The sequence below is a fragment of the Qipengyuania sp. genome (assembly GCF_964227205.1).
Taxonomy (GTDB): Bacteria; Pseudomonadota; Alphaproteobacteria; order Sphingomonadales; family Sphingomonadaceae; genus Qipengyuania.
On the sequence record NZ_CAXQVB010000002.1, the window covers coordinates 838,559 to 864,524 of the forward strand.

The 25,966-nt window shown below is 65.4% G+C and carries 28 protein-coding genes; 16 read left to right on the forward strand and 12 right to left on the reverse strand.

Annotated features, from left to right (window positions below):
- Positions 1–36: 36 nt before the first annotated feature.
- Positions 37–639, reverse strand: a complete 603-nt coding sequence (locus ACEQZ0_RS06205) for a hypothetical protein (RefSeq protein ID WP_370189428.1) — start codon at positions 637–639, stop codon at positions 37–39.
- Between the two features lie 206 nt (positions 640–845).
- On the opposite strand from ACEQZ0_RS06205, the gene ACEQZ0_RS06210 reads away from it, so the two are divergent.
- A complete protein-coding gene (locus ACEQZ0_RS06210; RefSeq protein WP_370189430.1) occupies positions 846–1,403 on the forward strand; it encodes a type 1 glutamine amidotransferase domain-containing protein in 558 nt (185 codons plus the stop codon).
- A 100-nt stretch (positions 1,404–1,503) separates the two neighbouring features.
- Here the strand turns inward: ACEQZ0_RS06210 and ACEQZ0_RS06215 are convergent, their stop codons facing one another.
- The 4 genes from ACEQZ0_RS06215 to ACEQZ0_RS06230 form a co-directional block, all read right to left on the reverse strand.
- Positions 1,504–2,256, reverse strand: coding sequence for an SDR family oxidoreductase (locus tag ACEQZ0_RS06215; protein WP_370189432.1), 753 nt, complete (start codon positions 2,254–2,256; stop codon positions 1,504–1,506).
- A 96-nt stretch (positions 2,257–2,352) separates the two neighbouring features.
- Positions 2,353–2,682, reverse strand: coding sequence for a 2Fe-2S iron-sulfur cluster-binding protein (locus ACEQZ0_RS06220; protein ID WP_370189434.1), 330 nt, complete (start codon positions 2,680–2,682; stop codon positions 2,353–2,355).
- A complete protein-coding gene (locus tag ACEQZ0_RS06225) occupies positions 2,679–3,767 on the reverse strand; it encodes a cysteine desulfurase family protein (protein ID WP_370189436.1) in 1,089 nt (362 codons plus the stop codon). Before ACEQZ0_RS06225 ends, ACEQZ0_RS06220 begins: the two co-directional genes overlap by 4 nt.
- 403 nt (positions 3,768–4,170) lie before the next feature.
- Entirely contained in the window at positions 4,171–5,223 is a 1,053-nt protein-coding gene (locus ACEQZ0_RS06230) for a cysteine desulfurase family protein (RefSeq protein WP_370221290.1), read from the reverse strand.
- Positions 5,224–5,349: 126 nt separating this feature from the next.
- Here ACEQZ0_RS06230 and ACEQZ0_RS06235 point away from each other — a divergent pair, with 126 nt between their 5' ends.
- Positions 5,350–6,006, forward strand: coding sequence for an alpha/beta hydrolase (locus ACEQZ0_RS06235; RefSeq protein ID WP_370189440.1), 657 nt, complete (start codon positions 5,350–5,352; stop codon positions 6,004–6,006).
- Positions 6,007–6,159: 153 nt separating this feature from the next.
- Positions 6,160–6,825 carry an energy transducer TonB gene (locus ACEQZ0_RS06240; protein WP_370189442.1) on the forward strand — a complete coding sequence of 222 codons (666 nt, stop codon included), beginning with the start codon at positions 6,160–6,162 and terminating at the stop codon, positions 6,823–6,825.
- A gap of 7 nt (positions 6,826–6,832) precedes the next feature.
- Here the strand turns inward: ACEQZ0_RS06240 and ACEQZ0_RS06245 are convergent, their stop codons facing one another.
- Entirely contained in the window at positions 6,833–7,042 is a 210-nt protein-coding gene (locus tag ACEQZ0_RS06245) for a hypothetical protein (protein WP_370189444.1), read from the reverse strand.
- Between the two features lie 95 nt (positions 7,043–7,137).
- Between ACEQZ0_RS06245 and ACEQZ0_RS06250 the strand changes: the two genes are divergently transcribed.
- From ACEQZ0_RS06250 to ACEQZ0_RS06260, 3 genes are read left to right on the forward strand one after another with little or no spacing between them, the layout of a single operon-like run.
- Positions 7,138–7,515, forward strand: a complete 378-nt coding sequence (locus tag ACEQZ0_RS06250) for a DUF3597 domain-containing protein (RefSeq protein ID WP_370189446.1) — start codon at positions 7,138–7,140, stop codon at positions 7,513–7,515.
- A 37-nt stretch (positions 7,516–7,552) separates the two neighbouring features.
- On the forward strand, positions 7,553–9,418 hold the full coding sequence (locus ACEQZ0_RS06255; RefSeq protein WP_370189448.1) for a DUF885 family protein: 1,866 nt from the start codon (positions 7,553–7,555) through the stop codon (positions 9,416–9,418).
- A gap of 56 nt (positions 9,419–9,474) precedes the next feature.
- Positions 9,475–11,043 carry a hypothetical protein gene (locus ACEQZ0_RS06260; RefSeq protein ID WP_370189450.1) on the forward strand — a complete coding sequence of 523 codons (1,569 nt, stop codon included), beginning with the start codon at positions 9,475–9,477 and terminating at the stop codon, positions 11,041–11,043.
- Positions 11,044–11,159: 116 nt separating this feature from the next.
- On the opposite strand, the gene ACEQZ0_RS06265 is transcribed toward ACEQZ0_RS06260, so the two are convergent.
- The gene (locus ACEQZ0_RS06265) at positions 11,160–12,758 is read right to left on the reverse strand and encodes a phosphoenolpyruvate carboxykinase (RefSeq protein ID WP_370189452.1); all 1,599 of its coding nucleotides are present in this window, start codon (positions 12,756–12,758) and stop codon (positions 11,160–11,162) included.
- A gap of 182 nt (positions 12,759–12,940) precedes the next feature.
- Between ACEQZ0_RS06265 and ACEQZ0_RS06270 the strand changes: the two genes are divergently transcribed.
- The 7 genes from ACEQZ0_RS06270 (at position 12,941) to ACEQZ0_RS06300 (ending at position 18,229) form a co-directional block, all read left to right on the forward strand.
- Entirely contained in the window at positions 12,941–13,711 is a 771-nt protein-coding gene (locus ACEQZ0_RS06270; RefSeq protein WP_370189454.1) for a response regulator transcription factor, read from the forward strand.
- Positions 13,712–13,727: 16 nt separating this feature from the next.
- Positions 13,728–15,293, forward strand: a complete 1,566-nt coding sequence (locus ACEQZ0_RS06275; RefSeq protein WP_370189455.1) for an ATP-binding protein — start codon at positions 13,728–13,730, stop codon at positions 15,291–15,293.
- A complete protein-coding gene (locus ACEQZ0_RS06280; protein WP_370189457.1) occupies positions 15,290–15,736 on the forward strand; it encodes an HPr kinase/phosphorylase in 447 nt (148 codons plus the stop codon). Before ACEQZ0_RS06275 ends, ACEQZ0_RS06280 begins: the two co-directional genes overlap by 4 nt.
- A gap of 12 nt (positions 15,737–15,748) precedes the next feature.
- Entirely contained in the window at positions 15,749–16,645 is an 897-nt protein-coding gene (gene rapZ / locus ACEQZ0_RS06285) for an RNase adapter RapZ (protein ID WP_370189459.1), read from the forward strand.
- 72 nt (positions 16,646–16,717) lie between these two features.
- Positions 16,718–17,143: a PTS sugar transporter subunit IIA gene (locus ACEQZ0_RS06290; protein ID WP_370189461.1), complete on the forward strand. Its 426-nt coding sequence runs from the start codon at positions 16,718–16,720 to the stop codon at positions 17,141–17,143.
- Entirely contained in the window at positions 17,140–17,418 is a 279-nt protein-coding gene (locus tag ACEQZ0_RS06295; RefSeq protein ID WP_370189463.1) for an HPr family phosphocarrier protein, read from the forward strand. Before ACEQZ0_RS06290 ends, ACEQZ0_RS06295 begins: the two co-directional genes overlap by 4 nt.
- A 4-nt stretch (positions 17,419–17,422) precedes the next feature.
- Positions 17,423–18,229, forward strand: coding sequence for a TrmH family RNA methyltransferase (locus ACEQZ0_RS06300; protein WP_370189465.1), 807 nt, complete (start codon positions 17,423–17,425; stop codon positions 18,227–18,229).
- 18 nt (positions 18,230–18,247) lie between these two features.
- On the opposite strand, the gene ACEQZ0_RS06305 is transcribed toward ACEQZ0_RS06300, so the two are convergent.
- From ACEQZ0_RS06305 to recR, 5 genes are all read right to left on the reverse strand, one after another.
- A complete protein-coding gene (locus tag ACEQZ0_RS06305) occupies positions 18,248–18,610 on the reverse strand; it encodes a response regulator (protein WP_370189467.1) in 363 nt (120 codons plus the stop codon).
- Entirely contained in the window at positions 18,607–19,680 is a 1,074-nt protein-coding gene (locus tag ACEQZ0_RS06310; RefSeq protein ID WP_370189469.1) for a PAS domain-containing protein, read from the reverse strand. Before ACEQZ0_RS06310 ends, ACEQZ0_RS06305 begins: the two co-directional genes overlap by 4 nt.
- A 110-nt stretch (positions 19,681–19,790) precedes the next feature.
- Positions 19,791–21,254, reverse strand: coding sequence for a DNA recombination protein RmuC (locus tag ACEQZ0_RS06315; RefSeq protein ID WP_370189471.1), 1,464 nt, complete (start codon positions 21,252–21,254; stop codon positions 19,791–19,793).
- A 183-nt stretch (positions 21,255–21,437) separates the two neighbouring features.
- The gene (locus ACEQZ0_RS06320) at positions 21,438–22,010 is read right to left on the reverse strand and encodes a peptide deformylase (protein ID WP_370189473.1); all 573 of its coding nucleotides are present in this window, start codon (positions 22,008–22,010) and stop codon (positions 21,438–21,440) included.
- A gap of 193 nt (positions 22,011–22,203) precedes the next feature.
- Positions 22,204–22,800, reverse strand: a complete 597-nt coding sequence (recR, locus tag ACEQZ0_RS06325; RefSeq protein WP_370189475.1) for a recombination mediator RecR — start codon at positions 22,798–22,800, stop codon at positions 22,204–22,206.
- Positions 22,801–22,873: 73 nt separating this feature from the next.
- On the opposite strand from recR, the gene fmt reads away from it, so the two are divergent.
- The 3 genes from fmt to ACEQZ0_RS06340 all read left to right on the forward strand — a co-directional run bounded on the left by fmt (position 22,874) and on the right by ACEQZ0_RS06340 (position 25,902).
- Positions 22,874–23,851, forward strand: coding sequence for a methionyl-tRNA formyltransferase (gene fmt / locus ACEQZ0_RS06330; protein WP_370189477.1), 978 nt, complete (start codon positions 22,874–22,876; stop codon positions 23,849–23,851).
- 106 nt (positions 23,852–23,957) lie between these two features.
- Positions 23,958–24,707: a tRNA pseudouridine(38-40) synthase TruA gene (gene truA, locus ACEQZ0_RS06335; RefSeq protein ID WP_370189479.1), complete on the forward strand. Its 750-nt coding sequence runs from the start codon at positions 23,958–23,960 to the stop codon at positions 24,705–24,707.
- Positions 24,708–24,789: 82 nt separating this feature from the next.
- Positions 24,790–25,902 carry a zinc-binding dehydrogenase gene (locus ACEQZ0_RS06340; protein ID WP_370189480.1) on the forward strand — a complete coding sequence of 371 codons (1,113 nt, stop codon included), beginning with the start codon at positions 24,790–24,792 and terminating at the stop codon, positions 25,900–25,902.
- Positions 25,903–25,966: the final 64 nt, after the last annotated feature.

Genomic DNA, 25,966 nt, shown 5'->3' on the forward strand with positions numbered 1-25,966 from the left:
ACAGATATTGGCATGTTTTTTGGCGGCTCCCGCCCGTCAGACGATACCCAGCGTCAGCCAGCACCCCAAGGTTCGCAGCGTTGCCTTGATCGTCATCCCCGGCGCATTGACGCCGAGGCACTTGACGATCTGCCAGGCGCGGTTGCCGCGCTGTTCGATCCTGCGGTGGCGATTGTGGCAGCGGATCAGTTGACCGACAGTAGTGCTCACGCCGGCCTTGATCAGGCAGCCGAAGGCGGGTTCGGGAACCGGCATACGCTGGATCGCGGCCTCGATCGCCTCGTCCACGCCGGCGCCCGCCAGCAGGTCTTGCGCCGCCTGTTCGAGCGCGTCGCCTGCCTCGACATCGTCGAGCGGATCGACTTCGCCCCCCTCGCGCTCGGCAAAGCCTTCGAAATATTCGATGTCGATGTAGATCGGGCCCTGCTCGGGAAGGCTAATCGCGATCCTGCGTTCAAAGGATTCCAGACGCACCAGCGCGGTCAGCGCGATATCCTCGCCATCATCGACATGGCGAATGGCGCTGACGCTCGTCTCGACATTGCCATCGTTGAGTATGGCGCTTTGCACATCGACACTCAGGCGCAGCGTATAGCGGTTGCCGTCCCTGTCCCTGACCTGCCTGTCGCCAAGTATCATGCAAGCCCCCCCCTGCTCATGCCCGAACTGGCCGGCAAGGACGCGCGTTGTCCAGCCCAACCACATCCAATTCGGACCGTTTTTCGGCCGGGAAGCGCGGAATTGCGCGATCCGCCTCGCCGCTGCCTCGCTTCGTGGTCCGCGTCGGAACGGCGCGTTTCGCGGAGGCGTTGAAGGGGGTAACCGCAAACAACAGGAGACCCTTCATGACCAAGCGCGTAATGATCCTCGCCACCGATGGCTTCGAACAGTCCGAACTGGAAAAGCCCAAGGCCAATCTCGAAAAGGCCGGAATCAGCACCGAGGTGGTCAGCCTCGAGAAAGGCATGATCCGCGGCTGGGAGGACAAGGACTGGGGCGACGCCATCAAGGTCGACACGACGGTCGACGAAGTTTCGAGCTGCGAAAGTTACGATGCGCTGCTGCTCCCCGGCGGGCAGATGAACCCCGACATCCTGCGCATGAACGAGCGCGCGATCGCCCTCGTCCGCGAATTCGGCAAGGCGGGCAAGCCCATCGCCGCGATCTGCCACGCCCCGTGGCTGCTCGCCGAGGCGGGCCTTATCGACGGCAAGACGGTGACCGGCTGGCCCTCGATCCGCACCGACCTGAAGAACGCCGGCGCGAATGTGGTCGACCAGGAAGTCGCGACCGACGGCAACCTCATCACCAGCCGCAACCCCGACGACATCCCCGCTTTCAGCAAGGCGCTGATCGAAAAGCTGGGTGCCACAGCAGATGCCGGCGATCTGGAAACGGCATGACTGCACCATTTGTATCTTCCCAAGCCCCGCCGCGCTTTCACGACGGGGCTTGGCTGTTCATGCGATGCATATGATTATAGTTCAATTGCTTAGACAGAGGTTATAACTTTACCGCAGCATTGCCTCCATCCGCCCATAGGGCTGATCCGGATACGAAACTCGACATATCGCTGGCGAGAAATAACGCCGCCTGAGCAATTTCTTCCGCATCCGCAATACGTTTCATGGCATGGAGCTGTGCCGCCCATTCGCGCTGGGATGCATCTCCGGCCATGTCTGTCGCGGTTCCCCCCGGCAGCAGGGCATTGGCGCGAATTCCGGTGGCGCCATAATCCGCTGTGATTGCCCGAACGAGCCCCAGCAGGCCCGATTTGGCTGCCGCATAGGCACCCATGCCTGGTAAGCCTACACTGCAACCGACAAAGCTTCCGGTGAAAATGAGTGATCCCGTACCCTGTTTTAGCATCACAGGAATTTGCGCTTTTGCTGCAAGGAATGCCGAAGTCAGATTTACCCTGAGAACGTCTGACCATTGCCCGATTTCAATCTCTGCCAAAGGTTTCATGGCGCCCACCAGACCGGGATTGTTAAAGGCTATGTGTACACCACCAAACCGGTCGCAAGCGGTCGCCACAGCTTTTTGATGTAGATCCTCGTCAACCACATCCCCAACAATGGCGTGCGCCTGCCCCCCTTGATCCCTGATTTCCTGTACGACACGGGTCAGACGTTCTTGCTGTCGGGCAACAAGAACGACGGATGCACCATTTTTCGCAAACAACAGTGCGGCTGCTTTTCCTATGCCAGCGCTGGCCCCGGTAACTATCGCAACTTTGCCGTTTATCAGCCCCATTTTCCCGCTCCTCTACAATGGAGCCGGTCATGTATAAGCAATTGCTGCCTCGCGCGTCTTGTTTCTTGCCTTCAAATGTCTTTCGATGACGCGAACCTACCCCCGCCGCATATCGTGGCTTTCGGCGGGGATGCGCACGGTTAGGCCATCCATCTCCGCGGTGAGGTCGATCTGACAGGAGAGGCGGCTGGTGCGCGCCACGCCGGCGGCGAGGTCGAGCATGTCCTCTTCCTCCTCGCTCGCTTCCTCGAGCCGGTCGAACCATTCGGCGGCGACTACCACGTGGCACGTCGAACACGCCATCTGCCCCTCGCATGTGCCCTCGAGCGGAAGGCCCGCCGCCTGCGCCACGCGCAGAAGGTTGTCGCCGGGTTCGGCCTCGGCTGTGACGGTCTCGCCTTTCGAGGTGAGGAATTCGATCTTCACAGTCCCTGCGCCTCCGCTGCAGCATTGATCTTGCCCGCCGCCTGTTCGATGTCCTCGAGCGTGGTGTAGCGCCCGAAGCCGAGGCGGATCGAGCTCTTCGCCTGCTTGTCGCTGAGGCCGATGGCTTTCAGTACATGGCTCGGGCGGCCCGATCCGCTGGCGCAGGCGCTCCCGGCGGAAAACATCACATCGCGCACCTCGCTCATCAGCCGGGCGACATCGAGCCCCTTGCGGCGGATGTTGAGATTGCCGTGCCAGCGCGCCTCCTCGCTGCCGTTCAACGTCCAGTCGGCGAAGAGGTCGCGCGCGCGCCTCCAGAGCTTTTCGACATGGTCGCGGTCCTGCTCCATCCGGTCCTTCGCCTCGGCCGCCGCGGCGCCCATCCCCGCTATCAGCGCAGGGCTGAGGGTGCCCGAGCGCAGGCCGATTTCCTGCCCGCCGCCGGTCTGTACCTCATGCAGGTCCACTCCATTGCGCAGCCACAGCGCGCCGATACCCTTGGGGCCGTGGAACTTGTGCGCCGAGATGGCGATCATGTCGGCCCCGGTCAGCTCGATCCTGCCATAGGCCTGCACCGCATCGCACAGGAACAGCGCGTTGTTTTCCTTGGCCTTGCGATGCCATTCCACCGTCGGCTGGATGGTCCCGATCTCGTTATTGACCTGCATCACGCAGACCAGCCGCGTGTCGGCGGGCAGGTCCTGCTTCGTATTGCACTGGCCGTTCCTGGCGACGTTGAGCATGTGGCTCTTGCCTGCATCCTGCGCGGTATCGCCGACCGCCGAGTGCTCGATCGCCGAATAGGACACCGTGCCGCCCTCTTCGCCCCTCGGCCGCGACCCGCGGATCGCGAGATTGATCGCCTCGGTCGCGCCCGAGGTGAAGATCACCCGGCCATTGGGCGGAAACAACGCGGCGACCTGGTCGCGCGCCAGCTCGATCGCTGCCTTGGCCTGCCGGCCCATGCGGTGCGCGCTGTGCGGATTGCCGAAACCGGTGCCGCCCGGCCCGTCGAGCCAGCGCAACATGGCATCGCGCGCCTCGGGCGCGAGCGGGGTGGTGGCCTGGTAGTCGAGATAGATCATGCCACACCCTCGATAGGCCGAAAGTGACGAAGGTGACACCCCGTCACTTTCGCGCGGAGGGGGCAATCCGCTGCAAATGCAGGCCTTTTACGGTCCAAACCGTGGCGGACGGACAGGGTGCGGGGCGCGAAAAGCAGGCTATCGTGGGTTTGGGAGGCCATTGGGGATTTCTGACGCCTGCGGGCGAAGTAGGAAAGCTCCATCTTGCAGGCGGTCTTGATCGCGCGAAGACGCTAAGCGGATGAGTCCGCGGCGAAGCCGCCGTTTATGAGCACACGAAGCCACGAATGCACGACGGTGTCGGCGCGAACAGCTTCATCGTGGCCTCGTGGCTTCGTGTGCAAATGTTCAAAAGCCTGCGCCGCTCGCCTTCGCGTCTTGGCGTCTTCGCGCGAAAAACCGATCAGCGCGGCCGCGCGAGGTCGAGCCAGACTTCGCAGAACCGCTCGACCTCGGCACGGGTCGTGTTCCAGCCGAGCGAGACGCGGATCGTGTTGGCGGCGACCTCGGGCTCGACCTGCATCGCCTCGAGCACGCGGCTGGTCTTCATCGTCCCGCTCGAACAGGCGCTGCCCTGCGACACGGCGATCCCCGTCATGTCGAAGCGCATGACCTGCGCAGTGGCGCTCATGTTGGGCATGGCGATGGCGCGGATATAGGGGGTGGGATCGGAGAGCCGATCCGAGAGCCAGGTGCCGCCGAGCTTGCGGCATTCGTCGGCCAGGACCTCGAGTGGTTCGAAGACCTGCGGATCGACATAGCGATCGCTGCAAGCCTCCAGCGCCGCCGCCATGCCGAGCACGCCGGGCATGTTCTCGGTCCCGCGCCGATAGCCGCGCTCCTGCCCGCCGGAGGGGGTGAGCATGGCGTAATCCTTCACCAGCAGCGCGCCGACACCGATCGGCCCGCCGAATTTATGCGCCGAGACGATTCCCAAGTCCGCCCCCTCCGGCAGGGCCATCTTGCCTGCCCCCTGAGCGCAATCTGCCAGCAGCAGCCCGCCCGCCTGGTGGACGATCCCGGCGATGGCGGGCACATCCTGTCGGCTGCCCGTTTCCGAATTGACCTGCTGCACAATGACCAGCGGGCGCTCGCGCTGCACCGCTTCGGTCAGCACTTCGAGATCGAGCGCACCGTCGCTGCGCACAGGCAAGCGCTCGGCATCGGGGGCCGCCTGCAGGATACAGTCATGCTCGACCGCCGAGACAAGCCGCGCCCCGGCCTGGGCGTGCTGCAACGCCAGCGCCGCAGCCTCGCTCGCGCCCGAGGTGAAGATCACCTCGCCCTTCCAGCCGAGCGCCGCCTTCGCCCGCTCGCGCGCGTCCTCGAGCAGCTTGCGCGCGGCACGCCCCTCGGCATGCGGGCTGCTCGGATTGGCCCAGTGTCCGAAGCCCTCGTCCATAGCGGCGCGCGCCTCGGGGCGCAGCGGGCTGGTGGCGGCGTGATCGAGATAGATGCGGTTCGCGATGGGACATGCTCGAAATGATTGCGATTTGGGCAACAAACCCTATATAGCGCGCAACCTCGCGCAAGCCCTCTCGGGGGCCGAGCCCATGAAAATTTCGACCAGGGTATACCTCCCATGCCGACCGTGATCTTTCCCGGCCCCGAAGGCCGTCTCGAAGGCCGTTTTTCCCCCGCCCCGCGCCCGCGCGCCCCGGTGGCGATGATCCTCCATCCGCACCCGCAGGGCGGCGGCACGATGAACGAGCAGATCACGCAGCGGCTCTACAAGACCTTCGTCAACCGCGGCTTCGCCACGCTGCGCTTCAACTTCCGCGGCGTCGGCCGCAGCCAGGGCAGTTTCGACAACGGCATCGGCGAGCTGTCCGATGCGGCGAGCGCGCTCGACTGGGTGCAGCAGGTCCATCCCGAAGCGCAGGTGACCTGGGTCGCTGGCGTCAGCTTCGGCGCGCTGATCGGCATGCAGCTGCTCATGCGCCGCCCCGAGATCCGCGGCTGGATCAGCATCGGCGCGCCGGCGAGCATGTACGACTTCTCCTTCCTCGCGCCCTGCCCCGCCAGCGGCATCTTCATCCACGGCGCGCAGGACACGGTGGTCCAGCCGCAGGCGGTGACCAAGCTGGTCGAGAAGCTGCGCACGCAGAAGCACATCACCGTGCATCACGAGGAAATCCCGCGCGCCAACCACTTCTTCGAGAACGAGCAGGCCGAGCTGATGAAGTCGGTCGACAACTATCTCGATTTCCGGCTCGACCCGTCCTGCCCGATCAAGTGATCGCGCCGGCCACCCGGCGCCTGCGCTAACTCCCCATCGCTGCAAGGTTGCGGAATGCAACGCGAAAATGCTTGCCTCGTGCATGTTACGTTGTAACATTGCCAACAGGAGAGTCGCCCGAACGGCTCCCGCGTTGGAAGAGGAGCACAACCCATGTCCTATATCGACCAGACCCGCAGGCCTTCCCCCGCCAGCATGGCGGCGGTCGTCGGCGTGCATGCGGCTATTGCAGCGGCGCTCGTCGCCGGGTTGACTGTCAGCGGTGCGATGCCCGAGATCATCAACGATATCGACGCGACGAACATCCCGATCGATCCGCCCCCGCCGCCCGAACCCACCGATCCGGTCGAGCCCCGCGAGGCCCAACCGGTCGATCCGTTGGTCCAGGCCCCCAAGCCCAAGCTCGACATCGCCCCCGTCGAACCGACCATTCCGACCACTCCGCTGGTCCTGCCTCCGCTGCCGACGCCGCAGCCCGGGCTCGGCCGCGAGCTGCCCAGACCGGTGCCGCAGCCGGGCTTCGATCCGGTTGCCGCAAAGCCGCGCAACGACCCGGCGCGCTGGCTGAGCGACGACGACTACCGGCCCAGCTGGGCGCGGCGCGAACTGACCGGGACTGCGCGCTTCCGGCTCGAGATCGCGGCCAACGGCAAGGTCACCGGCTGCACCGTTACCGGCTCGACCGGCCATGACGAACTCGACCAGGCAACCTGTGCGCTGGTCACCAAGCGGGCACGCTTCGAACCGGCGCGCGGAGTCAATGGCGAGCCGGTCGCCGGCAGCTATTCCAGCGCGGTGCGGTGGGAATTGCCGCGCTAGGCGCGGGTCAGCGGGTGCCCTGCTCGAGCTTGTCGAGCGGGGCCTCGCCATCCGTATCGGGCAGCGTCCAGATCGCCACATTGACCAGCGCGATCGCTGCCAGCAGCACCATCAGCAGCGCGTTCTTCGCATTGCCCGTGCGGCGCCACAGGAAGAAGGCTCCGACGAGCAGCAGCAGCGCGGCGAGGACAGTGATCGAGAGCACGGCATCGAGCATGCGATCGCATTAACCGATTGCGCTCCTGCGGCAAGCCTCCTCGCCGGAACACGGTCATCCTTCACCCGTTCGACTGGGGCAAAGGAGACGATCCCATGAGCATTTTCAGCAAGATCAAGGACGCGATCTTCGGCAAGAAGGCCGAGGCACGCGAAGCCCCCCGAACTCGGCCGTCCGGCCATGGCACGACCGACGCGCCTGTCATCGAGGCCCGGCCAAAGCCGGTCATCGACGTTGAAAACCACCTCGATTCGATGCCCGGCGCGGACAGCCTGAACTGGCGGACCTCGATCGTCGACCTGATGAAGCTGCTCGGCATCGACTCCGATTACGAGGCACGCAAGGCGCTTGCGAGCGAGATGGGTCGCGAGGACTATGCGGGCAGTGCGGAAGACAACATCTGGCTTCACCGGCGCGTGATGAACGGCCTCGCAACCAATGGCGGCAAGGTCCCCGCGGAATTCCTCGATTGATTTGACAGGCATGCGCACGGACAGCACACCCGCGCGCATGACCCAGACCAGCTTCGAAATCACCCGTCGCCAGGCCCTTGCCGGGCTCGGCGCCACCTCCGCCCTCGCGCTCACCGGCTGCGGGGTTTCCGCGCGCCCCGAAGCGCTCGCCCGCGCGCAGGCCATCGGTGCCGAGCGGCTGCTCGAAGTCGTGGGATACAATCTGCTCGAACACGAACCCGACCGCGCCACCGCGCTCGGCGTCGATACCGGCGCGCATGACCACTTGCGCGCAAAGCTCGAGGATCAGTCGCCCGCCGGGCAGCAGGCCTATGCCGCGACGCTGCGCCAGGATCTCGCCCGCGTCCGCGCTTTCCCGCGCGAGGGGCTCGACGATGCGACGCTGACCAGCCTCGAGGTAGTCGAGAGCGCCTATGATCTCGCACTCGACGGCTTCGCCCTGCCCTATGGCGACACGCCCGTCGGCAACTGGCGCACAGCGCCCTATGTCGTGATCCAGAACGTCGGCGAATATCTCGCGCTGCCGCGCTTCATGCAGTCGAACCACAAGGTCGAGAATGGCGACGATGCCGACGCCTATATCGAGCGCATGGAGCAGATGCCGGCGAGTTTCGCGGGTGAAGTCGAACGCATCCGTGCCGCGCGCGGCATGGGTGTGGTTCCGCCCGCCTTCCTGCTCGACAAGGCGATCCGCCAGATGGAACAGACCATCGCCAGCGCCGGCAAGGGCGAGCTGTTCGCCGACGATCTGCGCGCCAAGCTCACGGCCAAGGGCATGCCCGAGAGCCATGCCAATCGCGCGCTGACGCTCGAAAGCGGGCCGATCGCCGAGGCACTGACCCGCCAACTGGAGGAATTGCGTGCCGAGCTTGCGGTTGCAACCGACGCCCCGGGCATTGCCGCTCGGCCCTATGGCGAGCAGTTCTACGACTGGGCGCTGCGATCGAGCACCACCACGCGGCTCTCGCCCGATGAAGTCCACCGGCAGGGACTCGAGGAACTCGAGGCGCTGCATGCGCGGATGGACCCGATCCTGCGCGATATCGGCTATACCAGCGGCTCGGTGGGCGAACGCATGCAGGCGCTCGCCGCGGACCCGCGCTACCAGTTTCCCGCAGGCGACGCGGGCCGCGCCGAGATCATGGAATTCATCCACGAGCGGATCGACTGGATCAAGGCGCAAATGCCGCGCGCTTTCCATACGCTGGTCGATCCCAATCTCGAGGTCCGCCGTATCCCGCCGGCCGAGGAAGTCGGCGCACCAGGTGCCTATGGCGGTGCGGGCAGCAAGGACGGGACGATCCCGGGCCGCTTCTGGATCAACCTGCGGACCACCGACCTGCACCGTAAATACGATCTTGCCGACCTCACCTATCACGAGACCATCCCCGGTCATGTGTGGGAGGGCGAATATTCGAACCGCCTGCCGCTGATCCGCTCGATTCTCGCCTTCAACCCGTTCAGCGAAGGCTGGGCGCTTTACGGCGAACAGCTGGCTGACGAACTCGGCGCCTACGACGGCTTCGCCGTCGGGCGGCTGGGCTATCTGCAAAGCCTCGCCTTCCGCGCCTGCCGCATGGTGGTCGACACCGGGCTCCACGCCAAGGGCTGGAGCCGCGCGCAGGCGGTCGATTTCTTCGTCACCCGCAACGGCAACAAGCCGACCGAGGTCGACAGCGAAGTCGATCGCTATTGCAGCTGGCCGGGCCAGGCGACCGGCTACAAGCTCGGTCACAGCCGGATCGTCGACCAGCGCGCCCGTGCGCAGCGCGAACTGGGCACTGCCTATGATTTCAAGGGCTTCAACGATGCCGTCGTGCTCGGCGGCAATGTCCCGATGGACGTGCTGGAGAAGACCATCTCGCGTTATATCGAGCACACGCGGATGACGCATTCGTCATAGATTTTCCGCGAGCCCCGGCTAGTCTCAGCCTCGCTAGACAGACGGGGGTCGCAACCATGCTGAGATCTATCGCTGCGATTGCAGCACTTTCGCTCGCCGTGCCGGCGCAGGCCGACTGGCACCGCGCGGACAGCGAACATTTCGTCATCTATGCCGATGACAGCGCCAAGGACGTCGCGCGCTTCGCCGAGATGCTCGAGCGCTATCACGCCGCCATGTCTTTCGTCACCGGGCGCGAACTCGAGACACCGAGCCCGTCGAACCGCGTGACGATCTATGCCGTCGGCAGCTCGCGCAAGATCCGCAAGCTGGCCGGAATTCGGAATGTCGGGGGCTTCTATATCCCGCGCGCGGGCAGCTCGGTCGCCTTCGTACCCGACGTCCGGGCAAGCTCCGGCGAGCTCGATTTTTCCATGATTACCCTGCTGCACGAATATGCGCATCATTTCCTGATCGGCAGCTCACGCTTCGCCATGCCGCGGTGGATGGACGAAGGCGGTGCCGAATTCTTCGCTTCGGCCCGCTTCCCGCGCAGCGGCGAAGTGCGCATCGGCCTGCCGGCGCACCATCGCGCCTACGAACTGGCACTGGCACCCGATGTCCCGATCGAGGAACTGTTTGACCGTGGCAATTTAAGCCGCGGGGGCAATAACCCCGAGGACAATTTCTACGGCCGCAGCTGGGCGCTCTACCACTACCTCACCTTTTCGCCCGAACGCAAAAACCAGCTGCTCGAATACGCGCGCCATATCGCCGCGGGCCAGACATCGCGCGAGGCCGCCGTCAGCGCCTTTGGCAACCTCGACGTGCTCGAACGCGAGCTCGATGCCTATCTCAAGAAGCGCAAGCTGCTGGGCTTCGTCCTGCAGCCCGAAATGCTCCCCATCCGGCCCGTCGCCGTGGAGAGGCTGAGCGCGGGAATGGACGAGATGCTGCCCGTGATCATCCGCTCGAAGCGCGGGGTGGACGATGAGACAGCGGAAGGCATTCTCGCAGATGCGCGCGAAGTGGCCGCGCGGTTTCCCGACGATGCCGGCGTGCTCGCCGCGCTGGCCGAAGCCGAATTCGACGCCGGCCACGACGATGCGGCGATCGCTGCCGCCGATGCCGCGCTGGCGATCGACGCCACGGTCAAGAACGCCTTGGTGCAGAAAGGGTTCGCGCTGTTTCGCAAGGCGGAGCAGGCCGACGACCAAGAGGCCGCCTATGCCGCCGCGATGCAGCCCTTCTCGGCGCTCAACCGGCTCGAACAGGATCACCCGTTACCGCTGATCTATTACTACCGTAGCTTCGTCGAACGCGGCGTCGCTCCCAACGAGGTCGCCCGCCATGCGCTCGAACGCGCGGCACAGCTCTCGCCCTTCGACCGCAGCCTGGCGATGAATGCGGGGCTGATGCAGGCACGCGAGGGCAAGATCGCGCTGGCCCGCAACACGCTCGGCCCGGTCGCGGCGAACCCCCACGGCGGGCGCATGGCGCGCGAGGCGCAGCACTATCTCGAAGAACTCGACGAGGTTGCGGAGGGTACCGAATGGAGCCCGCGCCGCGTGGTCGACCTGACCGATGCGCTCGCGGCGATCGCCAGCAAGAAGGACGGCGACAAAGGCGAGGACGAGGGCGACTGATCGCGGCTGGAGGCCCGCTCGCCACGGTCCCGGAATTTTCGGCCCCCGGTCCGCGTTTCCGCGGCCGGGGGCCTCCTCTCCAACTGGTGGGTTCCCCCTTGGGGAAGCCGATCGGGTCAGGCGGCGACTGCCGTATTCGGCGCCGCATCGCGCACGCCTTGGTCGACATGCGCCGCAAAGGGTTCGAAATTGTCGACGAAGAGCTGCACCAGCTTGCTGGCGGTGCGATCGTATTCGTCCTTGTCGGCCCAGGTCGAACGCGGATCGAGGATACCGTCGTCGACGCCTTCGACGCTCACCGGCACTTCGAAGCCGAAATTCGGATCCTTGCGGAATTCTGCGTCGTTGAGCGATCCGTCGAGCGCGGCGTTGAGCAGGGCGCGGGTGGCCTTGATCGGCATGCGGTGCCCGGTGCCGTACTTGCCGCCGGTCCAGCCGGTGTTGACCAGCCAGCAGTGGACTTCGCCCTTGGCGATCCGCTCTTTCAGGAGATTGCCGTAGACGCTCGGGTGACGCGGCATGAAGGGGGCGCCGAAACAGGTGCTGAAGGTCGCCTGCGGCTCGGTCACGCCGATCTCGGTACCGGCGACCTTGGCGGTATAGCCCGAGAGGAAGTGATACATCGCCTGGTCGGGAGTCAGCCGCGCGATCGGGGGCAGCACGCCGAAGGCATCGGCGGTCAGCATGATCACATTGCTCGGCGGCGGGCCCATGTTCTCGGCCGAAGTGTTGGGGATCGAGGACAGCGGATAGGCGCCGCGGGTGTTCTCGGCGAGGCTGTTGTCGTCGAGGTCGATCTCGCCCGCATCGTTCATCACGACGTTTTCGAGGATCGTGCCTTCCATCTTGGTGGTGGCGTAGATTTCCGGCTCGGCCTCGGGATCGAGGCGGATCATCTTGGCGTAGCAGCCGCCTTCGAAGTTGAAGACCGCCGTGTCCGACCAGCCGTGCTCGTCGTCACCGATCAGCGTGCGGCTGGCATCGGCCGAAAGCGTGGTCTTGCCGGTGCCCGAAAGGCCGAAGAACACCGCGCTCTTGCCGTCGGGGCCGATATTGGCCGAGCAGTGCATCGGCATCACGCCCTTGGTCGGCAGCAGGTAGTTGAGGATGCCGAACACGCTCTTCTTCATTTCGCCAGCATATTTGGTGCCGCCGATGAGGATCAGCTTTTCCGACAGGTTGACCGCGATGACGGTTTCGCTGCGCGTGCCGTGGCGTTCGGGATCGGCCTTGAAACTCGGCAAGTCGATGATCGTGTATTCGGGGACGAAACCGTCGAGTTCGGCCTCGGTCGGGCGGACCAGCAGCGTGCGGATGAACTGGTTGTGCCAGGCGAGCTCGTTGATGACGCGCACGTTGACGCGATATTCGGGCTGCGAGCCGCCGAACAGGTCGGCGACGTAGAGGTCGCCCTTGTCCGCCACCGCCTTGAGGAAATCTTCCTTGAGCGCGGCGAAATGCGCGCTCGTCATCGAAGCGTTGTTGTCCCACCACACGGTGTTTTCGGTCTCGGCGTCGCGGACGATGAACTTGTCCTTGGCGCTGCGGCCGGTGTGCTTGCCGGTCTCGACCACCAGCGGCCCGTCCTTGGCGCGGCGTCCCTCGCCATTGGCGAGCGCGGCGGCGGTCAGCTCTTCCGAGGTGAGGTTGGGATGGATGGTGGCGGCTGTCTCGATGCCCTGCGCGGCAAGCGAGTGGGAAAGCGGAAAGGTCACTGAATCCTCCAGCGCATCGTGCGGGTTGGTCCGGGAATCGCCTGCGCATACGAATGCGCGGCTTTCGCTATCGCCAATAGTCCCGCCGTGCCGCTGCGTCAAACGGCTGGGCGACAACTTGTCTTTATGCGGGACATGGCCTGCGTTGTTTTGCGGAATTATTGCGGCTAATCAGCAAGACGATGGACAGCACAAGCCCAGAGCCCGCAACGGGGCCCGCCACGGGGACCGAGGAAAACCGCACGGTCATCGCGCTGGTCGACGACGATCGCAATATCCTCACCACCGTTTCCATCGCGCTGCAGGCCGAAGGCTTCGCCACCCGCGTCTATTCCGACGGCGAGGCGGCGCTCAGCGCGTTGCTCTCCAATCCGCCCGACCTCGCCATTTTCGACATCAAGATGCCCAAAATGGACGGGATGGAACTGCTTCGCCGACTGCGCGAGAAATCGCCCCTGCCGGTCATTTTCCTGACCAGCAAGGACGACGAAACCGACGAGGAAGCCGGGTTCGAGATGGGCGCCGACGATTACATCGCCAAGCCGTTCAGCCTGCGCCTGCTGCTTGCCCGTATCCGCGCGATCCTGCGCCGCAGCGGGGAAGACCGCCATCCGCTGCTGCTGTCCGAACAGTTCGACGATACCCCGGGCGAAGCGCTCGAACGGGGGCGGCTCTACATGGATCCGGCGCGCCACCATGTAACCTGGGACGGGCAGGCGGTCTCGCTCACCGTCACGGAATTCCTCCTGCTCGAGGCGCTCGCCGCGCGCCCCGGCGTAATCAAGAGCCGCAACCAGTTGATGGACGCCGCCTATCCCGACGACGTTTTCGTCGACGACCGCACGGTCGACAGCCACATCAAGCGGATGCGGCGCAAGTTCCGCAGTGTCGATCCGACCTTCTCGGCGATCGAGACGCTGTACGGCGCCGGCTACAGCTTCAACGAAGGCTGAGGCGGGCAGGCACGCCATGTCGGAAATAGGCAGCGTCCTCAAAGGCGATCCGCGGCTCGAGAAACTGCGCTGGTCGCGGCGGCTTTCGCTCACCAGCCGTATCCTCTTCGTCAACGTCCTGCCGCTGGTGCTGCTCGGCGGCGGGGTGATCTATGTCGATGCCTATCGCAAGCAGCTGCTCGACGAGCGCTTCAAGCTGGCACTTGTCGAGGCGCAGATCACCGCCGAGGCGCTCGCCGGGGCGACACCGCAGCGGCAGGAAGCCCTGCTGATCCAGATCGGCAAGGAACAGCGCCTTCGCCTGCGCGTCTATGGACCCGACGGCAGGCTCGAATCCGACAGTTTCAAGCTCGCCCCGCCCAGCTTCACCCTGCCTTCCGCGAGCGAAGTCGACCGCAATGCTTTCGCGCTGCGGCTCGATCGCTGGTTCGACCGCATCGTCGGCGCGCCCGCGCTGCCCGACTATGTCGAACCCGAGAGCGACGATGTCGAGGACTGGCCCGAACTGACCCGCGCGCGCGAGGACAGCCTCACCCAGATCGTGCTGCGCGACGCGCCCGACGGGACGCATGTGATCAATGCCGCCGCGCCGGTCGGGCTCGACGGCGACACATTGCTGCTAACCCGTAATCCGGTCGACATCACCGAGCGCGTGCGCGAGGCGCGCTCGACCGTTGCGTTGATCGTCCTGCTGGCGCTGGCGATCTCGACACTGCTGTCGCTGTTCCTGGCGCAGACCATCGTGCGGCCCCTGCGCGAACTGGTCCAGGCTGCGGTGCGCGTGCGGCAGGGCCGCGACCGGCAGGTCGAGGTTCCGCGCCTGCCGCAGCGGCGCGACGAAATCGGCATGCTCGCGCGCTCGATCTCCGACATGACCGCCGCGCTGCGCCAGCGGATCGACGCGGTCGAACATTTCGCCGCCGACGTCGCGCACGAGATCAAGAACCCGCTCGCGAGCCTGCGCAGCGCAACCGAATCGCTCGCCAAGGTGGAGGATCCGGACCTGCGCGCGCAATTGCTCGACATCGCCACGCACGACGTGCGCCGGATCGACCGGCTGGTGACCGAGATTTCCGACGCCAGCCGGATCGATGCCGAAATGTCGCGCACCGATTTCGAGCCGGTGGATTTAGCGCACCTGCTCTGCACGATCGCCGAAAGCCGCGCCGCGCGCGACGAGAACGAAGGACGCCAGCTCGAGATATCGGGCGCCGACAAGCCGGCCTGGGTGATGGGCGTGCCGGTGCGGCTCGAACGCGTGATCCAGAACCTGCTCGACAACGCGGTTTCCTTCTCGCCTGCCGACGGGCGGATCTGGGCCGATATCGTGCGCCGCGACGACTGGGTCACCCTGTCCATCTGCGACGAAGGGCCCGGCATCCCCGAGGAAAAGCGCGAAAAGGTGTTCCAGCGCTTCCACTCGGACCGCCCGGCGGAAGAGGATTTTGGCAACCATTCGGGCCTCGGCCTCGCCATCGCGCGGACCATTGCCGAGGCCCACGAGGGAACGCTGGTGGCGACCTCGCGCGCCGATGGCGGGGAGGGCGCCTGCCTTGAGCTCGGCTTGCCGGCGAAGCGATGAGCGCGCGCGTTCTCGCCAATGTCACCGGCGTGGCGGTGGACGGTCGCGTCATCCTGATCGAGGGGCCGCCGGGTTCGGGCAAGTCCTCGCTCGCGCTGGCGCTGATCGATCGCGGCGGGGTGCTGGTAGGCGACGACGCGGTGGAAGTGGCTGCGCACGACGGACGCCTGACCGCCGCACCGCCAGCGAATACCGCCGGCCTGATCGAGATCCGCAATGTCGGGATCGTCGAGACGCCGGTAGCTCAGGGTCCTGTGGCGCTGGTTCTCGCGCTCGATCCCGCTGCACCCCGCTACCCGATGGATCTCGCCATGCGCGATATCGAGGGGTGCGCGGTGCCCGTGCTGCCTTTCGCCCCGGGCGATGCGATCCAGGCGCTGCGTGCCGAACGAGCGCTGGCTGTACACGGTCTCCCCCTCCCCAAGCCCACCGAAAAGGCATAGGCAGCGCAGGCAATGGCAGCCGATTCGCATTCGAAACAACGAATCCTCCTGGTCACCGGCCTGTCCGGCGCGGGCAAGTCGACTGCCCTCCAGGTGCTCGAGGATCTCGGCTGGGAGGCGATCGACAATTTCCCCATCCGCCTGCTCAACCGGCTGGTCGGCGCCAGCGCAGACAGTTCGCGCATCGCCATCGGGGTCGATTCGCGCACGCGCGGCTTCGTGCCGGCCAAGATCATCGAGTTGTTCAAGAAATTCGAGGCGCGCGACGACCTCGAGGTGACGACGATGTTCATCGATTGCGGCAGCGGCGAACTCGAGCGGCGCTACAATGAAACGCGTCGCCCGCACCCGATGGCCCGCGGACGTCCGGCGCATGACGGGATCAAGGCAGAGCGCGAATTGCTCGAACCGCTGCGCCGCTGGGCCGATGTGGTCGTCGATACCACCGATTATGCCACCAACCAGTTGCAGCAGGTCGTACGCGAACATTTCGCGGGAGATGCCGAGCGGACGATGACGGTGACCGTTTCGAGTTTCGGCTTCGCGCGCGGCATGCCGCCGCTGGCCGACCTGCTGTTCGACATGCGCTTTCTCGACAATCCGCACTGGGTCGAGGGCCTGCGCGAACAGACCGGGCTCGACGACGCGGTGGGAAAGCATATCGCTGCAGATCCCGCTTTCGCCCCCGCTTTCGCGCGCATCGTCGCGCTGCTCGACGAAGTCATGCCGCGCTATGCCGCGCAGGGGCGCAGCTATCTCAACATCGCCTTCGGCTGTACCGGTGGGAGACACCGTTCGGTATACAGTGCGGAACGCGCCGCCGAGGTCTTGCGCGAGGCGGGATTTTCGCCCACGGTCATCCACCGGAACCTCGGATCGCGCCCCGCCGACCCGCTCGAGCGCCGCTAGACCCGGAGGCAAGGAATGGTTAAGCGCCACGCAGGCACACTCTTCGGGCATCGCAAACGGAACTGAAGCTGCATGATCGGCATGATCCTCGTCACCCACGGCAAACTGGCCGAGCATTTCATCGATGCGATGGAGCATGTCGTCGGCAAGCAGGACGGCGTGGCCACCATCTGCATCGGTCCGAACGACGACATGGAGCAGCGTCGCGCCGATATCGCCAATGCGATCAAGGAGGTGGATGAGGGCCAGGGCGCTATCATCCTCACCGACCTGTTCGGCGGGACCCCATCCAACCTCGCGATCTCGCTGCTCGATACGGGGCATATCGAGGTGATCGCGGGGATCAATCTGCCGATGCTCATCCGCCTCGCCGGCGCGCGCAAGAGCATGAATGTGGTCGATGCGGTCCATGCCGCGCAGACTGCCGGGCGCAACTACATCACCGTGGCCAGCGAGTTCCTCGGCCAGGACCTCGAAAGCGCACGGAAAGCCTCTTGAGCGAGCGGCGCAAGCGTATCGAAGTGGTCAACCAGCGCGGCCTGCACGCGCGGGCTAGCGCGAAATTCGTCAACGCCGTGGCCGAATTGCCGAACGGCTGCAGCGTACGCGTGGCCAAGGGCGACAACGAGGCCGCGGGCGGATCGATTCTCGGGCTGATGATGCTCGGCGCGGCCAAGGGCGACACGATCGAACTGATCGTCGCGGGCGACAATGCCGATGCGGTCCTGGCCGAACTGTCCGCCATGGTCGAGGACGGCTTCGGGGAGCCGTAGGTACATGGCCGATCGCCGCCACATCACCGGCTTTTCCAATCCCACCGTCAAGGCGCTGCGGGCCCTGCGCGAAAAGAAGCATCGCAAGGCCGCGGGCAAATTCCTCGCCGAGGGGCTGCGCCTGCTGACCGATGCGCGCGAATGCGGCCATTTGCCCGAGACGCTGGTGCTGGCCGACCGGCGCGACCCGCATCCGCTGCTCGGTGCACTCGAGGTTGCGGTCGAGGCCGCGGGCGGCGAAGTCATCGAGACAACGCCCGACATCCTTTCGAAGATCACCGGCAAGGACAATCCGCAGGCGGTGGCCGGGGTGTTCGCGGAGTTCGACACCTCCCTGTCCACCCTCGACCGCTCGCGCGCCGATATCTGGCTGGTGGCGCAGGCGCTGCGCGATCCGGGCAATCTGGGAACCATGCTGCGCACCGGCGACGCAATCGGTGCGGGCGGGCTGATCCTGATCGACGATTGCGCCGATCCCTTCAGCGTCGAGGCAGTGCGCGCAAGCATGGGGGCGGTGTTCACGCAGAGGATCGCGCAGGCGCGGTGGAAGGAATTCGAACCCTGGCTTCGCGGCGGCGCCGGCCAGCTGGTGGCGGCGAGCCTGCGCGATGCCCAGCCCTATCGCGACGCCCCCTATGCCGCGCCGTGCTTCGTCATGGTGGGCAACGAAAGCCGCGGCCTGCCAGAAGAGTACGAGATGGCCTGCGACCTGCGCGTGACCATGCCGATGAGGGGGCGCGCCGACAGCCTCAACGCCGCGGTGGCGGCGGCGGTACTCGGCTATGAAGTGCTGGCGACGCTGGGCGACTGATCGCGGCGCGGCGATCCGTCACGCCCGCTCGTACTGGCCTTCGAGCCCGAAGAGTCTCTCGACGACATGGTCCGCCCCGCTTGGCTTGGCGAGTATCGGGGCCTCGAGATCGCGCAGCGCCTCGCCCGCCCGATCGAGATCGCCAGTGTGGAGCAGGAACGGGATACGCTGCTTCCGCAAGTGGATCGCCACCGGTTCGCAGGTCTCGCCCCGCCCGAGGTTCACATCGAGCACCGCCCCGTCGAACTCCATCCGGTCGAGCGCGTCGAACGCTTCGGCACAGGAAATCGTGACGACCGCATGCGCGCCAGCGTCTTCGAACGCAAACTGCAGGTCCATGGCAATCAGCGGTTCGTCTTCCAGTATCAGAATCGATTTCATGATCTCAGCGGTAGCGAGATTTTGGCTCGCAACCCGTCTTCCTCCCATATCCGGTCGAGCGTTCCGCGCGAATAGGCCAGCAGCCTCTCGGCAATGTCGAACCCGGTCCCGGTATCGTCGGGCGGGCTCTCGATCGCCGGGCCGCCTGTTTCCTTCCAGTCGATCACGAGCGATTGCCGACCGTGCCGGTCTTCCTCGTGATGCCACGACACGGTGATCTTGCCCTCGCGGTTCGACAGCGCGCCGTATTTCGAGGCGTTGGTCGCGAGCTCGTGCAAGGTGAGCCCCATCGCCGATACCGCATTGGGTTCGGTGCGCGCGCCATTGCCGACGAAGACGATCCGGTCGTTTTCGGGATCGTAGGGGTTGAGGACCGAGCGGATCGCCTGCCCGACCTCGATCGTGCCCAGCGCGGCATCGTCGAGAGTCGGCTCGTAGGCCCTGCCGAGCGCCTGGATACGCTCGTTGATCTTGACGGTGACCGAGCGCGCATCCATCGCGCGGCCGGTGATGTTGACGATGCCGCCGATCACCGCGAACACGTTCTTCAAGCGGTGCGAAACCTCGCGCGCCATGGCCTTGGCATGCTTTTCCTCGGCACGGGCGAGGTGGATATCCGAAACGTCCCACTGGCTGCCGAAGAAATAGCGCAGCTCGCCCTTTTCGTCGTAGATCGGGCCGAGGTGGAGCGCGTTCCAGAAGGTAGAGCCGTCCTTGCGATAGTTGAGCAGTTCGACCACCAGCACCTCTTCGGTGCGGATCGCCTCGCGGATCTTGGCGACCTGGCGCTGGTCGGTCTTGGGCCCCTGAAGGAAACGGCAGTTGCGGCCGATAACATCTTCCTGCCGGTAACCGGTCAGCTTTTCGAACGCCTTGTTGCAGAAGACGATCGGATCGTCTTCCAGCCGCGGGTCGGTGAGGCACACCGCCATGCGGGTCTGCGCCATGGCCTGTTCGAACAACAGGCCCGACGCGCCGGAGAAATTGTCTGTCTCGGCATCGAACGGGCGCCCGGCCTGTTGGGCCTGCTCGAATGTCGGGCGCTCTCCGTCACCTTCGCCGCGTTGCATGAGGGGGCTTCCTGCTGCTGCCTACCAGTCGAATCACGCCGTCTATATGTATGATTCGTTTGTTCAGGCAATGCAGATGACCGCATTTGGGTTCCGCCCGGCCCCGCCCCTCATTCAGCCGCAGCGCCGAGCCCTGCGCGCCCGTCCTCGATCTGCGCGGCGTCCTCGGCATTGTAGCGCGGGGTCGCCTCGACCTTGGGCACTTCCTCGATCTCGCGCTTGCCGATTTCGATGCCCTTCTCGTGCAGGCGGCGACCGGCCGACAGCACGTTGCGTTCGAAGCTGCCGACGAACTTGTTGTAATTGTTGACTGCGGTTTCGAGTCCGCCACCGACGCGCTTCATGTGTTCGGCGGCAACCGCGAGGCGGTCGTAGAGCTCGGCCCCGGCCTTGCCGATTTCCACCGCTTCGCGGGCGATCGTGTCCTGCCGCCAGACCTGCGCCACGGTCCGCGCGATGGCGACGAGATTGGTCGGCGTCGCCAGCAGCACCTTGTTGCGGAAGGCGAAATCCCACAATTCGGGATCGTGTTCGAGCGCGGCGGCAACGAAATGCTCGCCCGGCACGAACATCACCACATAGTCGGGCGTGTCGTCGAACTGGCTCTGGTAGCTCTTCGATCCCAGCGTCTGGACATGGTTGCGCATGCTCTTGGCGTGCAGGTCGAGATGGCGCACGCGCTCGCCCTCGTCATCGGCCTCGAACGCCGCTTGATAGGCATTGAGCGAAACCTTGGCGTCGATGACCAGCTTCTTCTGCCCCGGCACATGCACCACCGCATCGGGCCGCAAGCGGCCCTCGTCGGTCTCGATCGAATGTTCGAGGTTGAAGTCTGTGTGCTCCGACAATCCGCATTGTTCGAGCACGTTCTGCAGCGCCCGCTCGCCCCAGCGCCCGCGTGCTTTGGGGGCATTGGTCAGGCTGTTGCCAAGCCGCTGCGCCTCGCGCCGGACCTCTTCCTGTCCGCGCTGCATCTCGGTGATCTGCTGGTAGAGCCGCCCGAAGGCGTCGGTGCGCTTTTCCTCGAGCGCGGCGACCTGCTTCTCGTAAGCCTCAAGCCGCTTGCCGACCGGATCGAGCAGCGCCTTCAATTTTTCCTCGCTGCTCTTTTCCGAATGCCCGAGCCGCTCGTTGGCGCGTTCGAGGAAGGCTTCCTGCGCCTTGGTCAGCACCGCCGAGCCGGTGTTCTGGAATTCCTTGAGCAATTCCTCGCGTGCTTCGATCAGCAGGCGTTTCTGCTCGTCGAAATTGGCGGTTTTTTCCTTCAGCGTGGCCAGTTCTGCAGTGAGCGCACCATTGGTGCGGCGCAGTTCCTCCATCGCCGCCTCGTGGCTCTTGCGCGTTTCGCGCAGCTCCGCATCGAGCGCATCCGCACGGTCGGCGCGCACGCTGGCGTTTTCAAGGTCGACGATCGCCTTGCGGAACTTCTCGTCGAGATCGCTGACTCGCGCCTCGCTTTCACCATGCCGGGCCTGCCAGTCCTTGGCAGGGGCCGATCCGAAGCGGTGGCCGAGAAAATACCCCAGCCCAAGGCCGAGAACGAGTGCGACGATGGCGAGAATTGCGGGATCCATCCGCGCACTTTATGAGGAACGGAGAGGGAACGCCAGCCCCTCGACCAGCCTACCCACAATCGTCGCCCGGGTCTCCGAGCCGAGGCCAGGCTTGCTTGCGTGTAGTGAGAATACGCGAGGAAAAGCGGGACCCCGGATCAAGTCCGGGGTGACGATGATTGGGATCCGGAGGGAGAGGCGGCCTTACGCCGCTTCGCGCAGTTTCTTCAGCTTCTTGAGCGCCATATTGCGCTTGAGGCGCGAGAGGTGGTCGATGAAGAGAATGCCTTCAAGATGGTCCATCTCGTGCTGGAGGCAGGTCGCCATCAGCCCGTCGAGCTCTTCCTCGTGCGTTTCACCCTCGAGGTCCTGATAGCGCACGCGGCAGGTCGCGGGCCGGTCGACATCGGCGAAAATGTCGGGGACCGAAAGGCAGCCTTCCTGATAGGTCGCCAGTTCGTCCGCCGGATCGAGGATTTCCGGGTTGATGAAGACGCGCGGTTCCTTCTTGGTCGGATAATGGACGTGCTCGTGCCCGCCATGGTTGCACACCTCGCCCTCGGCTTCCTCGTCCTCGGGCTGGAGATCGATCACCAGCACGCGCTTGGGCACGCCGACCTGGATCGCGGCAAGGCCGATGCCGGGCGCGGCATACATGGTTTCGAACATGTCGGAGACGAGGGTGTTCAACTCGTCGCCGAATTCGTCGGGTTCAACTTTGGTCGACACGGTCTTGAGCCGGGGATCCGGCACTTCGAGGATTTCACGGATAGCCATGGGTGCCCAGATAGGCGCGAGCGCGGGATTCTTCAATTGTTCGTTGCGTGCGCCTTCGACCTCCGTCGAAGGCTTGCTGTTCCGTCCCACTCCCCCTCCCGGCCACCTATAAAGTTACCGTGCCGTGGGTGGCCGGGAGGGGGAGTGGGACGGAACAGCCGAAAGGGAAGCGCGGACGCGCTTCACGCACGTATCAGGAAACGGGCCGCCGCGCCCTGAGCGCCTGCGCCAGCGTGCCTTCGTCCAGATAATCCAGCTCGCCGCCGACCGGCAGGCCATGGGCGAGCTGGGTGATCCGCACGGGGTGCTCCTCAAGCCGCTCGGCGAGGTAGTGCGCGGTGGTCTGGCCTTCGAGCGTCGCATTCATCGCAAGGACAATTTCGTCCACGCCGCCCTTCTCGACCCGCGCCATCAGCGAAGCGATGTTGAGATCCTCGGGCCGCACCCCGTCGAGCGCCGACAACTTGCCGCCGAGCACATGGTAGGTGCCGGTGAACAGCTTCGCCCGGTCGAGCGCCCAGAGATCGGCGACGTCCTCGACCACGCAGAGCGATTTGGTGTCGCGGCGCGGGTCGGCGCAGATGCCGCAGGGGTTGGTGGTGTCGACATTGCCGCAGGTGTCGCATTCGACCAGCGCCTCGCCCACGGTGGCCAGCGCTTCGAGCAGCGCGGGCAGCGCGCTTTCGCGGCGTTTGACCAGCCACAGCACCGCGCGCCGCGCGCTGCGCGGGCCGAGCCCGGGGAGGCGGGCCAGCGCAGCGGCCAGCGTCTCGATCTCTTGCGATGCCATGGCGGCACAGATAGGGGCGCGGGCACAGCAGAGAAAGACCCTTCGACAGGCTCAGGGCGAACGGAGCGAAGTTGTGCGCATAATCTTCATGGGTAGCCCCGATTTCGCGGTGCCGACGCTGCAGGCGCTGATCGATGCGGCGCATGAGGTGGTCTGCGTCTACACCCAGCCGCCGCGCCCCGGCGGGCGGCGCGGCAAGGAACTGACCCAGACCCCGGTGCACCAGCGCGCAAGCGATCTGGGGATCGATGTGCGCCATCCCAAGTCGCTCAAATCGGCCGAGGAGCAGGAGGCGTTTGCCGCGTTCGATGCCGATGTGGCAGTGGTTGCCGCCTATGGCCTGATCCTGCCGCAGGCGATCCTCGATGCGCCGGCGCACGGCTGCCTCAACGTCCATGCCTCGATCCTGCCGCGCTGGCGTGGAGCCGCGCCGATCCATCGTGCGGTGATGGCGGGCGATCCGGTGACCGGCGTCACGATCATGCAGATGGAGGCCGGGCTAGACACCGGCCCGATGCTGGCCACCGCGCGCACCCCGATCGAGGACAAGACCACCGGCGAATTGACCGAGGAGCTGGCCGAAATCGGTGCGCAGCTGATGGTCGGCACGCTGATCGACTACGGCGTGCTGCATCCGATGGCGCAGGACGAGCGGCAAGCGACCTATGCCGCCAAGATCGACAAGGCCGAGGCGCGGATCGACTGGGACCGCCCCGCGCAGGAGATCGTGCGCCACATTCACGGGCTGTCGCCTTTCCCCGGCGCGTGGTTCGAAATGGACGGCATGCGGGTAAAGGTCCTGCGCGCACAAGTAGTACCGCTTCCCCGCGAAGGCGCGGACCTCGGGCAGTCAAAGAGCGACGACCAGGCCGACCGAGTCCCCCGCCTGCGCGGGGGATCACCCGGCGAGGTGCTCGACGAACGGCTCACCATCGCCTGCAAGGATGGCGCGATCCGCCCGATCGAACTCCAGCGTGCGGGCAAGCCAAAGATGGATCTCGACACTTTCCTGCGCGGCAATGCGGTGGCACCGGGTACGGTGCTGGGGTGAGGCTGGTGCGTGGCCTTCGACAAGCTCAGGCTGAGCAGGTCTGGTGCCTGTTCCCCCATCCGCTCGTGCTGAGCCTGTCGAAGCACAGGCACGGCGCTTGCCCGCTATGACCCGCTTCGCGCTCACTCTCGAATTCGACGGCACGCCCTTCTACGGCCTCCAGCGCCAGAAGGACGGGCCGAGCGTGCAGCAGGCAGTCGAGGAAGCCGCTTTTCGCGTGCTGGGCGAGGAGGTGCGGCTGCACAGCGCTGGCAGGACCGATACGGGCGTCCACGCGCTCGCCATGCGCAGCCATTTCGACATCGCGAAGGACATCGCACCCTTCCGGCTGATGGAGGCCCTGAACGCGCATCTGCGGCCCGATCCGATCGCGGTGACGCAATGCGAGGTGGTCCCCGACGACTGGCATGCGCGCTTCTCCTGCGTGGGCCGCGCCTATGTCTATCGCATCGCCAACCGCCGCGCGCCGCTGACGCTCGACAAGGACCGGCTATGGCAGGTGCCGCAGGAGCTCGACCACGCGGCCATGCACCGCGCCGCGCAGGCGCTGGTCGGCCTTCACGATTTCACCACCTTTCGCTCGGTCCATTGCCAGTCGGACAGTCCGGTGAAGACGCTCGACCGGCTCGATGTCGAGCGCGAGGGCGACGAGGTGCGTATCCATGCCGAGGCGCGCAGCTTCCTCCATCACCAGGTGCGCAGCATGGTCGGCTGCCTGGCGCTGGTCGGCATGGGGCGCTGGCGCGAGGAACGGCTCGCCGAGGCGCTCGCGGCGAAGGACCGGCAGGCGCTCGGCCTCAATGCCCCGTCCTGCGGCCTTTACTTCGTTCGGGCGGTCTACCCGGACGAGGCTTGACCCAACGTCACCCTAGCCAAGCCCGGTTTCGGGGCGTAGCGAGACGCGCAAAGAGTTTCGTATCGCAACGAAAGGGACGAGGATGACAACCACCGGCAAGCAGCTTTTCACCACGCTCGAAAGCGACGGCACGCTCACCGTAGAGATCGCCAACAGCGAGTTTCCCGATCCCACCGGCAACCAGGTGCTGGTCAAGATGGAAGCCGCGCCGATCAATCCTTCCGACCTCGCGATCCTGACGGGTGCGGCGGATTTCGAGAATGCCGACTACTCGCCGGGCAAGGTCGTCGCCAAGATGCCCGAACCGTTCAATTCAGGCCAGAAGGCGCGCCACGGCCAGCGTCTGCCCGCGGGCAATGAAGGCGCCGGCACCGTCGTCGCCACGGGTGACAGCGACATGGCCAAGGCGCTAATGGGCCAGCGCGTCGCCTGCGTCCCCGGCAGCGCCTATGCCGAATACGCAATTGCCGATGCCGCCATGTGCCTGCCGCTGGGCGATCACAGCGCCGAGGATGGCGCCTCGAGCTTCGTCAATCCGATGACCGCGCTGGGGTTTGCCGAGAACGCCAAGATGGACGGCCAGAAGGCGATCCTCCACACGGTCGGCGCCTCCAACCTCGGCCAGATGCTGGTCAAGATCTGCCAGGAAGACGGCCTCGATCTCGTCAATATCGTGCGCAAGCAGGAGCAGGCCGAATTGCTCAAGGGCCTCGGCGCCAAGCATGTGGTCAACTCGTCGGACGACGATTTCATGGCCCAGCTCAAGGCGGCGATCGACGAGACCGATGCCTTCTACGGTTTCGATCCGATCGGCGGCGGGCAGATGGTCGACACCTGCTTCAAGGCGATGGAACAGGTCGCCGTGTCGAAGATGACCGAATATTCGCGCTACGGCTCGAATCAGCAAAAGCGCATGTTCATCTATGGCCGGCTCGATTTCGGGCCGACCACGCTGACCCCGAGCTACGGCTTCGGCTGGACGCTGTCGGGCTGGCTGCTGACCCCGTTCCTGCAGACCGCGGGCATGGAAACCGTGATGCGGATGCGCAAGCGCGTGCTCGACAACCTCACCACCACCTTCGCCAGCAGCTACAAGACCAGGGTCGACCTCGAAGGCATGCTGACCAGGGAGGCGATCCTCGATTATCGCCGGATGAAGACCGGCGAGAAATATCTGGTCGTGCCCAACGGATAACTTGGTGAGCCCCAGCGAAGGCTGGGGCCTCCATCGCAATCGCGCGCAATTGCAGGAGGTCCCA